Annotated in this window: 11 protein-coding genes; 2 read left to right on the forward strand and 9 right to left on the reverse strand. The window is 67.9% G+C overall.

What is annotated here, in order from left to right; genetic code table 11:
- The first annotated feature begins 103 nt into the window (after positions 1–103).
- Together CLM73_RS05200 and CLM73_RS05205 are read left to right on the forward strand one after the other, a co-directional pair.
- Entirely contained in the window at positions 104–1375 is a 1272-nt protein-coding gene (locus CLM73_RS05200; protein ID WP_199778258.1) for an O-antigen ligase family protein, read from the forward strand.
- A 213-nt stretch (positions 1376–1588) separates the two neighbouring features.
- Positions 1589–3145, forward strand: coding sequence for a methyl-accepting chemotaxis protein (locus tag CLM73_RS05205; protein ID WP_105237589.1), 1557 nt, complete (start codon positions 1589–1591; stop codon positions 3143–3145).
- Here the strand turns inward: CLM73_RS05205 and CLM73_RS05210 are convergent.
- From CLM73_RS05210 to kdpF, 9 genes are all read right to left on the reverse strand, one after another.
- A complete protein-coding gene (locus tag CLM73_RS05210) occupies positions 3108–4007 on the reverse strand; it encodes a 4-hydroxy-tetrahydrodipicolinate synthase family protein (RefSeq protein ID WP_105237590.1) in 900 nt (299 codons plus the stop codon). The genes CLM73_RS05205 and CLM73_RS05210 overlap by 38 nt on opposite strands.
- Before the next feature lie 3 nt (positions 4008–4010).
- Positions 4011–4337 (reverse strand): hypothetical protein, encoded by a 327-nt coding sequence (locus CLM73_RS05215; RefSeq protein ID WP_234015812.1) that lies wholly within the window; start codon positions 4335–4337, stop codon positions 4011–4013.
- Positions 4338–4479: 142 nt separating this feature from the next.
- Complete coding sequence (locus CLM73_RS05220) at positions 4480–5244, reverse strand: TorF family putative porin (RefSeq protein WP_105237591.1); 765 nt, start codon at positions 5242–5244, stop codon at positions 4480–4482.
- A 131-nt stretch (positions 5245–5375) separates the two neighbouring features.
- Positions 5376–6068, reverse strand: a complete 693-nt coding sequence (gene kdpE / locus CLM73_RS05225) for a two-component system response regulator KdpE (RefSeq protein WP_105237592.1) — start codon at positions 6066–6068, stop codon at positions 5376–5378.
- 9 nt (positions 6069–6077) lie between these two features.
- Positions 6078–8873 (reverse strand): sensor histidine kinase, encoded by a 2796-nt coding sequence (locus CLM73_RS05230; RefSeq protein WP_105237593.1) that lies wholly within the window; start codon positions 8871–8873, stop codon positions 6078–6080.
- Positions 8874–8924: 51 nt separating this feature from the next.
- The gene (gene kdpC, locus CLM73_RS05235; RefSeq protein ID WP_105237594.1) at positions 8925–9533 is read right to left on the reverse strand and encodes a potassium-transporting ATPase subunit KdpC; all 609 of its coding nucleotides are present in this window, start codon (positions 9531–9533) and stop codon (positions 8925–8927) included.
- A gap of 50 nt (positions 9534–9583) precedes the next feature.
- Positions 9584–11767 carry a potassium-transporting ATPase subunit KdpB gene (gene kdpB / locus CLM73_RS05240; RefSeq protein WP_105237595.1) on the reverse strand — a complete coding sequence of 728 codons (2184 nt, stop codon included), beginning with the start codon at positions 11765–11767 and terminating at the stop codon, positions 9584–9586.
- Between the two features lie 21 nt (positions 11768–11788).
- Entirely contained in the window at positions 11789–13567 is a 1779-nt protein-coding gene (kdpA, locus tag CLM73_RS05245; protein WP_105237596.1) for a potassium-transporting ATPase subunit KdpA, read from the reverse strand.
- A complete protein-coding gene (kdpF, locus tag CLM73_RS05250; RefSeq protein ID WP_105237597.1) occupies positions 13567–13656 on the reverse strand; it encodes a K(+)-transporting ATPase subunit F in 90 nt (29 codons plus the stop codon). Before kdpF ends, kdpA begins: the two co-directional genes overlap by 1 nt.
- Between the last annotated feature and the right edge of the window lie 260 nt (positions 13657–13916).

Here is a 13916-nt window from a genome sequence, read left to right on the forward strand (position 1 = left end):
CCGGGCTTTCGCCAAACCCGCCCGCCGTCATGGCGGGCGGGTTTTATCTAATCACCGGCACGTTGCGCAGTGCGTGTGCCTTGTTCTTTTCAGGTTGATTGTTGTGCCCCGACTGTATGTAACCCTGGCCGCCTGGCTGGTGCTGCTCATGCCCGCGCTGGCGCTGACCAGCCCTGTAGGCGGTCCCGCTGTTCTTTATCTGAGTGCATTGATCGCCCTTGCCGCGATCACCATGAATGCAATCAAGCGCTACGAGCCCATGGATTTCCGCGCGCTCTGGCCCATGGCGCTGGCGCTTCTGTCGCCGCTGGCCTGTCTGCTGATCACGTCCGCCGTAAAGGAGATGTGGAGCAGCTCCGAACTTGAAAAACTGCTGCGGTTCGCGCTGGCGCTGCCGGTGCTGTGGCTGCTGCTGCGCGCACCGCAGCGGCTGCTTCGCCATATCGAATGGACCATCCTGGCCGGTGCGCTGGTGGGTTCGCTCCTGTTGATCTTCACCATGGTCTCGGGCGGCCGTGGCGCGGTGGTCGAAGTGGGCGGACGCTATAACGCGGTGGCCTTTGCCAACATGGTGCTGCTGTTCGGCGGCATGACGCTGTTATCGCTGGGCTGGGGGCCGGGGTCGCGCTGGCCGCGCCTGGAAACCGGCTTGAAGCTGCTGGCCGCGGCACTGGCCGTGTGCGCAACCTGGATGTCCGAAACCCGCAGCAGCTGGATGCTGCTGCCCATTCTGGGATTCGTCTTTCTGCTGGGCCTGCGCAACTGGCGGCGGCGCCACAAGGTGTACTGTGCGCTGGCCGTCTGCGTGGCGCTGGTTGCGAGCGCGGCCGCCATCTGGACGTTCAGCAGCCGCATGCAGCAGATCGGTCACGACGTTCAAGGCTTTTCCACGTCGGACAACCGCGACACGTCGTTCGGCATCCGGCTGCAGCTGTGGCATGCCTCGATCCTGATGTTCGAAAAGAGCCCCATCGTGGGTATCGGCCCAAGCAAGTTCCGCGAAGAGCTGCGCGTGCTGCAAGGGCAGGGCATCGTGACGCAGAAAGTGGTGGATGGATTCGGCGAGCCGCACAACGACCTGCTGGCCGCCTTGGCCGGGTACGGCTTGCTCGGGCTGTTGAGCATGCTGGCGCTGTATCTGGTGCCGGCCGCCATGTTCTTCCGGCGCCTGGCCAGCGACGACCGGGTGATCCGCGTGGGCGCGCAGATGGGGCTGTTGTTCTGCCTGAGCTACTGCGCCTTCAGCATGACCGAGATGATGTTCCGCAACATGCGTAGCGTGCCCACGTACGGTCTTATTGTCGTGGCGTTGATTGCGCTGACGACGGCGCGGCCGGCCCGCGACCCCCTGCCCGCATCACGGTCCGTGGCGTAGCGCCACGCGGGCTGCGTCCCGCAATCGGGCTACAAGAAGAACGCAAGGCGCATCGCGCCTTGCGTTTTTTTATTGGGCTTGAGCTAGATCAAAGTGACTAGTTAAATTTGAATTCAAACGAAGTTTGAAATAGTATGCTCGTCGGTCAGATTACATAAAAAGTCACAAACAGCTAGATATTGTTTCGAGTTGGTGGCGGATAGAAGAGCGTCGATGAGTAATTCCAGTTTGCGTAGGGAACTGTTGTGGTTCGTGTTTGCCATTGGCGCCGCCGTTCTGGCGCTGGGCGTGTGGGACGCCTGGCAGCGCCGTGCCGAGATGATGGACGACCGCAAGGTGGAGCTTCGCCATGTCCTGGACATGGCCGAGGGCATCGTCCGCGGCGGCAAGCTGCGCGTGCGGGAAGGCGTGCCGCTGGCCGAGGCCAAGCGCGACGTCGCGCGCCAGCTCTCGCAGATGAAATATGGCGAGGACGGCTATGTGGGCGCGTTTGGCGACAACTACGATCTGCTGGTGCATCCCGACGCGAAGCTGGTGGGCACGAACGTGCGCGCCACGCGCGATAGCCAGGGGCAGCCGCTCTTTGAAAACCTTCATGCGCAAGGCAAGGCGGGCGGCGGCTATGTGCGCTACCTGTTTCCGCGTCCCGGTTCCGAGGACCCGTTGCCCAAGCTGACCTATGCGGCGTACGACGCGGAATGGGGCTGGCTGATGTTCACAGGCCTGTACGTGGACGACGTCGATGCGGCGTTCTACGGCACGCTGTGGCGGCAGGGCAGCGTGACGCTGGTGCTGCTGGCCCTGGTGCTGACAGCGGCGCTGCGCTTTTTCAGCACGCACATCCTGCGGCCGTTGAACGAGGCGGTGGCCGTGTGCGAGCGCGTGGCCAACGGCGACCTGTCCAGCGGCATCGCGCGCCATCACCGTGGCGAGATCGGCCGGCTGTTCGACGCGATGGCGCGCATGCAGCAGCGGCTGGACGCCGCGGTGCGCAGCATCGTGCATTCCACCGCGTCGATCGCGGCCGCGTCGAGGCAGATTGCCGCAGGCAGCGTGGACCTGTCCGACCGCACCGAAAGGCAGGCCGCCGCGCTGGAACAGACAGCGGCAAGCGTGGAAGAGATTACCGCCACCGCCCGTCAAAGCGCCGAGCACGTGCGCGAGGTCAGCGCGCTGGCCGGCGAAGCCGCGCGCCTGGCGCGGCAGGGCAGCGACGAGACGCAGCACGCCATCGATGCCATGCGCGAGATCTCGCACAGTTCACAGCGCATCGACGAGATCATCCGCCTGATCGACGTGATCGCGTTTCAAACCAATATCCTGGCGTTGAACGCCGCCGTCGAAGCCGCACGGGCGGGCGAACAGGGGCGCGGGTTTGCCGTGGTGGCTGGCGAAGTGCGGGCGCTCGCGCAGCGATCCGCCACCGCCGCCAAGGAGATCAAGACGCTGATCGAGGCGTCGTCGGAATCCGTGGCGCGCGGCAGCCAGCGGGTGGAACAGGCGAGCGCCACGATGGGCAGCGTGCTGGAATCGGCAGCCACCAGCGCGCCGCTGATGAGCGAGATTGCCACGGCGTCCAGCGAACAGAGCGCGGGCATCGAACAGATCAACGTGACCGTGACGCATCTGGACGAAGCGACCCAGCAGAACGCCGCGCTGGTAGAGGAGTTTGCGGCGTCTGCCGCCGCGTTGCACGGTCAGGCGGGCGACCTGGCCCGCGCCGTGTCGATCTTCAGGCTGTCTGCAGCCGGTCAGCCGATGCCGGGATGAGGCTCATGGCCCGCCGCAGCTTCGCGCCCAGTTCGCGGCTGGCGGGCATCATCGGCAGGCGCAGCTCGTCAGTGATGAGGCCCTGCATGGCCAGCGCGCGCTTGAGCGGCGCGGGATTGGGCTCGGAAAACAGCAGCCGGACCAGGGGGCGCAAGGGATCGAAGCATTCGCGAGCGGCCTCGACGTGGCCGGATTGCGCAAGCTGCATCAGTTCGACAAAGCGCTCCGGAAACAGGTGTGCGGCAGCCGGAATGGCGCCGCGCCCGCCCGCCAGGAAGTGATCCAGCAAGGCCAGGTCCTCGCCGCACAGGGCGTTGAGCCTGCCCCGCGCATTCAAGGCGGCCAGCACGGCGGGATTGCATTCCTTGACCGCACCGAAGTTGGGCAGCGCCGCCAGCGCTTCCATGGTCTCGACCGTCATGGCGACGCCGGCGCGCTTCGGGATGTTGTACAGAATGATCGGGCGCTCGGTGGCCCATGCGATCTGCCGGCAATGCCACAGGATGCCGGGTTGCGACGGCCCCAGGTAGTACGGCGGCGGCACCAGATAGCCGGCGGGCGCGTAGCGGTCCAGCCGGCGCACCGCGGCGGCCACGCCTCGCGTGTCGACCCCGCCCACGCCCAGCACCAGAGGCAGGGCATGCGCGTCGCTGGCGATGGCTTCGATCATGTCGGTCTTCTCGGGCATGCTGAGGAGGTTGCCCTCGCCGGTGGAGCCAAAGAGGACCAGCCCGGCAATGCCGGCATTGCGGTAATAGCGGGCCAGCGCCTGCGCGGCGTCCAGGTCCACGTGGCCGCCGCGCATGGGCGTCACCATCGGCAGCCACAGGCCTTCGAATGCGGGTTTGGCAAGGGTGTCCATGGCTCATCGCTCCGTGATGGCGGCGGCCGGGCGCGCCGGGCCGAATTCGGCGCAGGGCAGGCCGCGCATGATCGCGGCCATCATGGCGTCCAGTTCGCCGCGTTCGCACTGCAGCTCGAGCGTGCTCTGGGCGTGGGCGTGGTCGACCGACAGCAGGTAGACCCCGATGCGATCTCCCAGCGCGCGGTGCAGGGCCAGCCGCACGTTCAGGGCGTCCAGCGTATCGATGCGCACGGTCAGCGCGATCAGGCTGCATTGCGGTTGCGGCGCGGGCTGGGCAGCAAGGGCGGCGTCGATGGGGGCCTGGCGGCGGTACGGTCGGGGAATCATGGCGGTGTGGGGGGGCGGGGCCGAAGGTGGCGACCCGCGTATCCGGTGGGTTGACGACGATTCCACTATAGGAACGGCGCCGTAAATCCTGCCGATAAATGCGGGCGCGCCGCGTAAAAACGGCGTCAACGGCCGCGGCGTTTCAGAACGTCTTGGTCACTGACAAGAGGCCCGTGGCGCGGCCCATGTCGCGGCCGCGCGTGTTGGTGTAGACGGCGCGGTCGGCATTGGTGTCCAGATAGGCCAGCGAGACCGACAACCCCTGGCCGAAGTCCTTGGTCACGCCCAGCTTCCAATCCGTGTAGGAGCCGTTATCCACATTGCGCACGATCTGGCGGCCCGCATGGACGTTGACGACGAGACCCCAGACGCCGGTATCGAAGTTGCCGGACAGGTCGAAGTATTGGCTGTATTTGCTGTCGGCAAAGCCGAACAGGTTGGTCAGCGCGAGGGAGTACTTGAACATCACCGGGCCATAGCCGATGCCGGCATAGAGTTCGGTGGTGTCGGGGCTGGTGTAGCCGGACGGATAGTCGCCCGGATAGTAGTACTGCAGCACGCCCAGGTCCACGGGCACGTTGTCCGTGAGATTGCCCTTGTAGCCGCCGTAGAAGTCCATTTCCACCGGCGCGGACACGTCGCTGTTGCTGTCGTTCAGCCAGCTGATGCTGGAATTCCAGTTGCCCAGGTAAAAGCCGCTGGCGTGCGCGAGGTCGAAGCCGCCCTGGATGGCGGGCTTGTTGTTGGTCTGCATGAGGCCGCGATAGCGGTACTGGCTGGCGAGCGTGACGTTGGCCGTCAGCGAGTAGGGCGATGCGGCGTCGTCGGCGGCGCTGGGGGCGTCGGCGGCCTGCGCCATGGGAACGAGGGAAAGCAGCGCCAGCGCGGCGAGGGTGTTGCGGGGCATGTGGAGCCTCCTGGTGTTGAGCGGACCGCAACAATAGGAGGATCGGCATAAAGCGCGAGACAAGACTCGCGCCTTGCGCGTAAAGGGCGTATCAAAGTGGGCGTATCAAAACCAGCGTCGAACGAGCGCGCTCAGCCCGCGAAGCGGTATCCGACGCCGATCTCCGTCATCAGGAACACCGGCTGCGCCGGATCGGCTTCGAGCTTCTGGCGCAGATGCCCCATGTAGATCCGCAGGTAGTGATTGCTTTCGACATGAGACGGGCCCCACACCTGCCGCAGCAGCTCGCGGTGCGTCATGACCTTGCCGCGATGGGCCAGCAGCGCCGCGAGCAGGCGGTATTCCATCGCGGTCAGGTGCACGTGCTGGCCGGCGCGCTCCACCACGCGCCGCGAAAAGTCCACGCGCACGTCGCCAAACGCGATCTCGGCTGCATTGCCCGCGCCGCCCCGGCCGTGGCGGCGCAGCAGCACGCGCAGGCGCGCCAGCAGTTCGCTCACCCCGAAAGGCTTGGCCAGGTAATCGTCGGCGCCCGCGTCCAGCGCCGCGACCTTGTCGGCCTCGGCGCTGCGTGCGGACAGCACCAGCACCGGCACCTCGGTCCAGCCGCGCAGCTCGCGGATCAGCGCCATGCCGTCGTCGTCGGGCAGGCCCAGGTCGAGCACGATGGCGTCGGGCTGGCGGGTGCCGGCCTCGATCAGGCCGCGCTTGACCGTGTCGGCCTCGTGCACCACGCAGCCTTCGCTTTCCAACGCCTGGCGGACGAACCGCCGGATGTTGGCGTCGTCTTCGATGATGAGGACTATGGGCTGGAAATCGAACATGGCGCGGACTCAGGCGGTTTCGGGTTGGATCTGGGGCGGGGCGCCCAGCGGCAGGCTGAAGACGAACTGCGCGCCGCTGGCCTGACCCGGCGCGTGCTCGACCCAGATGCGACCGTGATGGGCGGCGACGATGGCTTCGCACACGGCCAGTCCCAGGCCGACGCCGGGCGTGGCGGATTCGCGTTCGCCGCGGGTGAATTTTTCGAAGATGCGGCGCTCGGCGCCGGGCGCGACACCGGGACCGTTGTCGGCGATGGCCACGCGCATTTCAGTCCCATGCGTTTCGGTCTCATGCACAAAGGCATGGATGTGCAACGTGCTGCCGGCGGGCGTGTATTTGCCCGCGTTCTCCAGCAGGTTGCACAGCACGCGTTCGATCAGCACGCCGTCGCACTCCACCAGCGGCAGCGCCGACAGGGGCGCGACTTCCACCTTGTGGCGCGCCAGCGGTTCGCGCATGGCGGCCAGCGCGGCGCCGACCAGCTCTTCGATGGATTGCCACTCCATGCGCAGCGGCGCGTCGCGGCTTTGCAGCCGCGCCATGTCCAGCAGATTGACGACCAGCGCGTGCATGCGCTGCGCCTGATCGCGCATGGCGCGCACGGTGTCCTGCACGCCGTCGGGTAGCTCGTGCTGCTGCCGCATCAGCGTATCGGTCATGCCGACCAGGCTGGTCAGCGGCGTGCGCAGGTCATGCGACACCGCGGCAAGCAGCGAGTTGCGCAGCTTTTCGGATTCCATGCTGACCACCGCCTGCTGCGCGACTTCGACGTAGTGCAGGCGTTCGAGCGCAATGGCGATCAGGGTGGCGTACGCCTCGACCTGGCGGCGCGTGTCCGGATTCGTGTAAAGGCTGCGGCGGGGCGCGTCCAGCACCAGCACGCCCCGCGTGCGCATGGGCGCCTTGAGCGGCAGGTACAGCAACGCGCTGTTGGACAGGGTGGCCGTGCCCGCGCCCGCGGGCTGGCCGTGGTCGTAGACCCACTGCGCCAGCGCCGATTCCGGCGCGGGCGAGTCGCCGCTGGCCGGCGAGGCGAGCTTCAGGCGGTCGTCCAGCCCCAGGATGTAGAGCGAGCAGCGCGCGCCAAAGGTGGCGTGCACGAACGAGCCGGCCAGCGCGACGATCTGCTCGGGCAGCAGCGCGGATGACAGTTCGCGCGCGAATTCATACAGGCTGCGCGCGTCGGCCTCGCGCTTGACCGAAGCCTGGGCCTGCAGCCGCAGGCCGGCGGTCAGCTGGCCGATCAGCAGCCCCACGCCGAGCAGCACGCCGAAGGTCAGCAGGTACTGCACGTCCGACACCGCGAACGACGACAACGGCTGCACGAAGAAGAAGTCGAACAGTCCGACGCTGACCACGGACGCCAGCGCGGCGGGCCCGCGGCCGTGGCGCAGCGCCACCGCGGCCACGGCCAGCAAAAAGAGCATGACGATGTTGGTCTGGTGCAGCGTCGGGAAGGCCAGCGCCGACAGCGCCGTGGCCACGGCGCAATAGCACAGCGCCCACGCATAGCCCGCCAGCGGCCGCGCCCCGCGTTCCTCGCCGGAAGGGCGGCGGCCCAGCGTGAACGGGTCGCGCCCGGGCGGCGCAGGCGCGGGAACCGGCGGCGCGCCCAGCCGGATGATGTCGATCTCCGGGCAGCCCGCAGCCAGCATGTCGGCAAAACTGTGGCGCCGCCACAGCCAGCCCGGCGACATGACGGCGGTGAGCAGCGCGGTCAGCGACAGCCGCAGCCGCTGCCAGCCGCCGGCGCGGGTGCGGCCCACGATCGCCTTGGTGATGTTGTGGCGGCGGACGTAGCGGACGACGGCATCGACCATGTCGCCGCCCGCCAGCGTCTCGGTGCGCGCGCCCAGCGCATCGGCCAGCGCCAGGCCGTGCTGCAGCCGGTCGACCTCGGCGGCGGCGGGCGGCGCGGCGCGCGGCGTGTCGATGGTGACGACGTGCAGATCGCAATCGAGCTGCTGGCTCAGGCGATGGGCGCTGCGAATCACGTATTCAGCGTCGGCATCGGACCCGATGCAGGCGACGATGGCCTCGCGCGTGCGCCACACCGGTTCGATCGCGCGATCGCGGCGATAAGCCTGCACGTCGTCGTCCACGTGCTCGGCGGTGCGGCGCAGCGCCAGTTCGCGCAGCGCGATCAGATTGCCCTTGCGAAAGAAGTTGCGGGCCGCGTGGCGGGCCTGTTCAGGCAGGTAGACCTTGCCTTCCTTCAGGCGGCGCAGCAGTTCGTCGGCCGACAGGTCGACCAGCATGACCTCGTCAGCCGCGTCGAACACGTCGTCGGGCACCGTTTCCCAGACGCGCACGCCCGTGATGCTGCCGACGGCCTCGTTCAGGCTGTCCAGGTGCTGCACGTTCAGCGTCGTCCAGACATCGATGCCGGCCGCCAGCAATTCCTGGATGTCCTGCCAGCGCTTGGCGTGGCGCGAACCCGGGGCGTTGGAATGGGCCAGCTCATCGACCAGCACAAGGGCGGGGTGGCGCAGCAGGGCGCCATCCAGGTCGAATTCCTTGAGCGTGTGACCGCGGTAGGCCACGTCATTGAGCGGCAGGACCGGCAGGCCGTCGAGCAGCGTCGCGGTCTCGCGGCGGCCGTGGGTTTCGACGATGCCGGCGAGCACGTCCCTGCCCTGTGCCGCCTGCGCGCGCGCCGCCGCCAGCATGGCGTAGGTCTTGCCCACGCCGGCCGACGACCCGAAATACACGCGCAGCTTGCCGCGCACCGCCTGGCGCTCGGCGTCGTCCAGGGTCTTCAAGAGCGCGTCCGGATCGGGACGCTCGCCAGCAATGTCAGCCATGAACGCGCGATGGAGGGGAGGAAACGGCTGGCAATACTATACGCCGCCGCATCAGCGCGCCACGCGCAGCTTGTCCAGCGCCAGGTTCAGCGTCAGCACGTTGACCGCGGGGTCGCCCAGCACGCCCAGCCAGGGGGCGGCGGTGTTGGCCCGGATCAGCGCATCGACCTCGCCGCGCGGCAGATTGCGGGCGCGCGCCACGCGGCCGGCCTGGTACGCGGCGGCCGCCGGACTGATGTGCGGATCCAGCCCGCTGCCCGAGGCGGTGATCAGGTCGACCGGCACGGGCGCGGCATTGTCCGGATCGGCCGCCTTCAGGGCCGCGATGCGCGCTTCGATGGCCTCGGCCAGCGCGGGGTTGCGCGGGCCGAGATTCGAGCCGCCGGAGGCCGCCGCGTTGTACGGCATGGGCGCCGTGGCCGACGGGCGGCCCCAGAAGTACTGCGGCGAGGTGAACGATTGGCCGATCCATTCCGAACCGATCACCTTGCCGTCCTGCTCGATCAGCGAGCCGGCGGCTCGGTGCGGGAATACGGCGGACGCGATGCCGGTGGTCAGGAAGGGATACGCCAGGCCGGTGACGAGCGACAGCGCGGCGAAGAGGGTCAGCGCGGGGCGCAGGAGGCCGCCTTGGCGCGGCGTGGAAGTTGCGGAGGTCATGAGGAATTCCTTTGCATTGTGGTGGCGTGGATGGCGTCAGGCGTTACCCGCTACACCCAGCCCAGCGCGGCCAGCACCATGTCGACCAGCTTGATGCCGGCAAACGGCACCAGGAGGCCGCCCAGGCCGTAGATGAGGAGGTTGCGGCGCAGGAGCACCGAGGCGCCGAGCGGGCGGTAGCGCACGCCCTTCAAGGCCAGCGGAATCAGCACCACGATGATCAGCGCGTTGAAGATCACGGCCGACAGGATCGCCGAGGACGGCGTGGCTAGACCCATGATGTTCAGCACGTCGAGCTGCGGATAGACCGTGGCGAAGGCGGCCGGGATGATGGCGAAGTATTTGGCGACGTCGTTGGCCACGCTGAACGTGGTCAGCGCGCCGCGCGTCATCAGCATCTGCTTGCCGATCTCGACGATCTCGATGAGCTTGGTCGGGTTGGAATCCAGGTCCACCATGTTGCCGGCTTCCTTGGCGGCCTGGGTGCCCGAATTCATCGCCACCGCCACGTCGGCCTGCGCCAGCGCGGGCGCGTCGTTGGTGCCGTCGCCCGTCATCGCGACCAGGCGGCCTTCCGACTGGTAGTTGCGGATGAGCTTGAGCTTGGCCTCGGGCGTGGCTTCGGCCAGGAAGTCGTCCACGCCCGCTTCGGCCGCGATGGACGCGGCGGTCAGCTTGTTGTCGCCGGTGATCATCACGGTCTTGATGCCCATGCGGCGCAGTTCGGCAAAGCGCGACTGGATGCCGGGCTTGACGATGTCCTTGAGCTCCACCACGCCCAGCGCGCGGTTGCCGTCGCTGACCATCAGCGGCGTGCTGCCGCGGCGTGCCACGTCTTCGGCCAGGCGCAGGGCCTCGGCGGGCACGCTGGCGCCCTGCGCGGCCAGCCACGCCTGGATCGCGTCGACCGCGCCCTTGCGGATCTGGCGCTCGCCCAGGTCGACGCCGCTCATGCGCGACTGCGCGGTGAACGGCACGAATTCGATGCCGGTCATGCGGGGGGCGGGCGCATGGATGGCCTTGTCGGCCAGCGCCACGATGCTGCGGCCTTCCGGCGTCTCGTCGGCCAGCGACGCGAGGCGCGCGGCATCCGCCAGTTCGCGCGGCGACACGCCAGGCGCGGGCAGGAAGGTGGAGGCCTGGCGGTTGCCGAAGGTGATGGTGCCGGTCTTGTCCAGCAGCAGCACGTCGACGTCGCCCGCGGCTTCGACCGCGCGGCCCGAGGTGGCGATGACGTTGGCGCTCATCATGCGGCTCATGCCGGCCACGCCGATGGCGGACAACAGGCCGCCGATGGTCGTGGGAATCAGGCAGACCAGCAACGCCACCAGCACGGTCACCGTGACCGCTGCCCCGCCGCCCGCGGCCGAGACGGCGTAGAGCGAGAAGGGCATCAGCGTGACGACGACCAGCAGGAAGACCACGGTCAGGCCCACCAGCAGAATGGTCAGCGCTAGCTCGTTGGGCGTCTTCTGGCGCTTGGCTCCTTCGACCATCGAAATCATGCGGTCCAGAAAGCTCTCGCCGGGATCGGCGGCGATGCGCACGAAGATCCAGTCCGACAGCACGCGCGTGCCGCCGGTGACGGACGAGAAATCGCCGCCCGACTCGCGGATGACGGGTGCGGACTCGCCGGTGATGGCGCTTTCGTCGACCGAGGCGACGCCGGCGATGACCTGGCCGTCGCCGGGCACCGTGTCGCCGGCTTCGACCAGCACGACATCGCCACGGCGCAGCAGGCCCGAGGGCTGGCTGACCGCCTTGCCGCGCCATTGCGCGGGGTCGGCATCCGCCGCATCGGCGTCGCGAAAGCCCTTGAGCAGGCGCGCGTCGATGGTGGTGCGCAGGCCGCGCAGCGTCGCCGCCTGCTGCTTGCCGCGGCCTTCGGCCAGCGCTTCGGCGAAGTTGGCGAACAGCACAGTGAACCACAGCCACACGGTGATACCCAGGATGAATCCCGGGGGCGCTTCGGCCTGGCCGCGCAGGGCCATGATCCACAGCACGGTGGTGAGCAGGCTGCCCACGTAGACCACGAACATCACGGGGTTCTTGAGCTGCGCGGCGGGCGACAGCTTGCGCAGGCTGTCGACGATGGCGGGGCCGACCAGCGCGCGGGACCACATGCCGAAGGCGGGTGTGGCGTCAGGACGAGCCGCGACAGGCTGTGCAGCCGCAGCGGGCGACTGGGCGGCGCTGCCGCCCGAGCCGGTGGTTTGCATTTCAATCTTGGCCATGTTCTTTCCTAGCCGGTTGCATCAGGGTTGCAGGTGTTCCGCGACCGGGCCGAGGGCCAGTGCGGGCACGTAGGTGAGGGCGCCGACCAGCAGCACCGCGCCGATCAGCAGCGTCACGAAGAGCGGGCCGGTGGTGGGCATGCTGCCGGGCCCGGCGGGCAGCCGTCGCTTGGCGGCCAGCGAACCGGCCATGGCCAGCACGGCGACGATCACCGCGAACCGGCCAAACCACATCGCGATGCCCAGCAGGACGTTGTAGAAGGGCGTGTTGGCCGACAGCCCGGCGAAGGCGCTGCCGTTGTTGTTGGCGGCCGACGAGAGCGCGTAGAGGATTTCAGAGAAGCCGTGGATGCCCGGGTTGAGCACGCCGGCCTGCCCGGCGGTCAGGGACACGGCCAGCGCCGTGCCGCCCAGCACGAGCAGCGGGGTGGCCAGGATGACGATGGACACCATCTTCATGTCGAAGGCTTCGATCTTCTTGCCCAGGTACTCGGGCGTGCGTCCGATCATCAGCCCGGCAATGAAGACGCCCAGGATCGCAAAGGCCAGCATGCCGTACAGCCCCGAGCCCACGCCGCCGTAAACGACTTCGCCCAATTGCATCAGCAGCATCGGCGACAGGCCGCCCATTGCGGACAGCGAGTCGTGCATGCCGTTCACCGCCCCGCAGGAGGCTGCGGTGGTGACCGTGGCAAACAGCGAGGTGGCGGCAATGCCGAAGCGCGTCTCCTTGCCCTCCATGTTGCCGCCGGGTGTCATGGCCCCGGCCTGCACGGCCATCGGATTGGGCTGCTGCTCGAAGTACGCGGTGGACATCGCGAAGACGGCAAACAGCACCGTCATCGCCGCCAGGATCGCGATGCCCTGGCGCCGGCTGCCCACCATCTCGCCGAAGGTGAAGCACAGGGCGGCGGGGATGGCCAGGATCGCCAGCATCTGCAGGAAGTTCGACAGGGGCGTGGCGTTTTCAAAGGGGTGCGCCGAGTTGGCGTTGAAAAAGCCGCCGCCGTTGGTGCCCAGCAGCTTGATCGCTTCCTGCGACGCAACCGGTCCCATGGCAATCGTCTGCGTGCGCGTGGTGACGGGGTCGGTGATCGCAGCGCCGGCCGCATCCAGCACGGGCTGGCCCTGCGCGTCCAGGCGCGGCGCGTCGTAGCGCACCGCTTCGACCGTCTGCACTTCCTGGTAGGCGCTGAAGTTCTGGATCACGCCCTGGCCGACCAGCGTCACGGCCAGAACCAGCGACAGCGGCAACAGCACATACAGCGTGCAACGCACCATGTCGGCCCAGAAGTTGCCCACCGTGGCGGAGCAGTGTCGCGCCAGCCCGCGAATCAACGCGAACAGCACGGCAATGCCGGTGGCCGCCGACATGAAGTTCTGCACCGTCAGCGCCAGCATTTGCGTCAGGTAGCTCATCGTGGATTCGCCGGCATAGCCCTGCCAGTTGGTATTGGCGACGAAGCTGATGGCAGTATTCAGCGCGGAATCGGGCGACACGGCGCCGAGGCCCGCGGGGTTCAGCGGCAGCAGCCCTTGGACACGCTGCAGCGCGTAGACGGCGGCAATCCCCACCAGGTTGAAGACCAGCACGGCGGCGGCATAGCGCTTCCAGCCCATTTCCGCCTGCGGGTCGACGCCCGCCAGCCGGTAGATGCCGCGCTCGATCGGGCGGCCCCAGGCGGTGAGCCGCGATCGGCCGTCTTCCATGGCGATGCGGATGTAGCGGCCCAGCACGGGCGCGATCGCAAGCAGGACTGCCAGGTACAGGACCAGCAGCCCGACGAATTCGGGGGTCATCAGAATTTCTCCGGTTCGAACAGCGCGACCAGCAGGTACACGAACAGGAACGCGGCCGTCAGGCCGCTCAGCCAGTAAAGCCAGTTCATGGCTGGTCTCCGGCGGACAAGGCGTCGCAGAACCGGACAAGGGCCCAGGTCAGCCCGGCCATCACGATGAAGATGGCGCAATAGATGAGATCCACGTTTTTTCTCCCCGGGAGGCTTGCTCCCTTCGAACAGGCCTGCGCGGCAGAAAGCGGATGCGCGCCGGGCAGGCGAGGTGACCATTCAGGACACCGGCAGGTTACGGAGCGGGGGGTAAAAACGGGGTATAGCTTGGCGGGCGGGGTGTAAACGGCGCGTAAAGA

Origin of the sequence: Achromobacter spanius, assembly GCF_002966795.1 — a bacterium.
GTDB classification, from domain to species: domain Bacteria; phylum Pseudomonadota; class Gammaproteobacteria; order Burkholderiales; family Burkholderiaceae_B; genus Achromobacter; species Achromobacter spanius_D.

What these genes read in the sequence shown, in the direction of transcription:
- CLM73_RS05205 (WP_105237589.1), top strand. Translation starts at nt 1,589, where the DNA reads ATGAGTAATTCCAGTTTGCGTAGGGAACTGTTGTGGTTCGTGTTTGCC.
- CLM73_RS05210 (WP_105237590.1), bottom strand. Translation starts at nt 4,007, where the DNA reads ATGGACACCCTTGCCAAACCCGCATTCGAAGGCCTGTGGCTGCCGATG.
- CLM73_RS05215 (WP_234015812.1), bottom strand. Translation starts at nt 4,337, where the DNA reads ATGATTCCCCGACCGTACCGCCGCCAGGCCCCCATCGACGCCGCCCTT.
- CLM73_RS05220 (WP_105237591.1), bottom strand. Translation starts at nt 5,244, where the DNA reads ATGCCCCGCAACACCCTCGCCGCGCTGGCGCTGCTTTCCCTCGTTCCC.
- kdpE (WP_105237592.1), bottom strand. Translation starts at nt 6,068, where the DNA reads ATGTTCGATTTCCAGCCCATAGTCCTCATCATCGAAGACGACGCCAAC.
- CLM73_RS05230 (WP_105237593.1), bottom strand. Translation starts at nt 8,873, where the DNA reads ATGGCTGACATTGCTGGCGAGCGTCCCGATCCGGACGCGCTCTTGAAG.
- kdpC (WP_105237594.1), bottom strand. Translation starts at nt 9,533, where the DNA reads ATGACCTCCGCAACTTCCACGCCGCGCCAAGGCGGCCTCCTGCGCCCC.
- kdpB (WP_105237595.1), bottom strand. Translation starts at nt 11,767, where the DNA reads ATGGCCAAGATTGAAATGCAAACCACCGGCTCGGGCGGCAGCGCCGCC.
- kdpA (WP_105237596.1), bottom strand. Translation starts at nt 13,567, where the DNA reads ATGACCCCCGAATTCGTCGGGCTGCTGGTCCTGTACCTGGCAGTCCTG.
- kdpF (WP_105237597.1), bottom strand. Translation starts at nt 13,656, where the DNA reads ATGAACTGGCTTTACTGGCTGAGCGGCCTGACGGCCGCGTTCCTGTTC.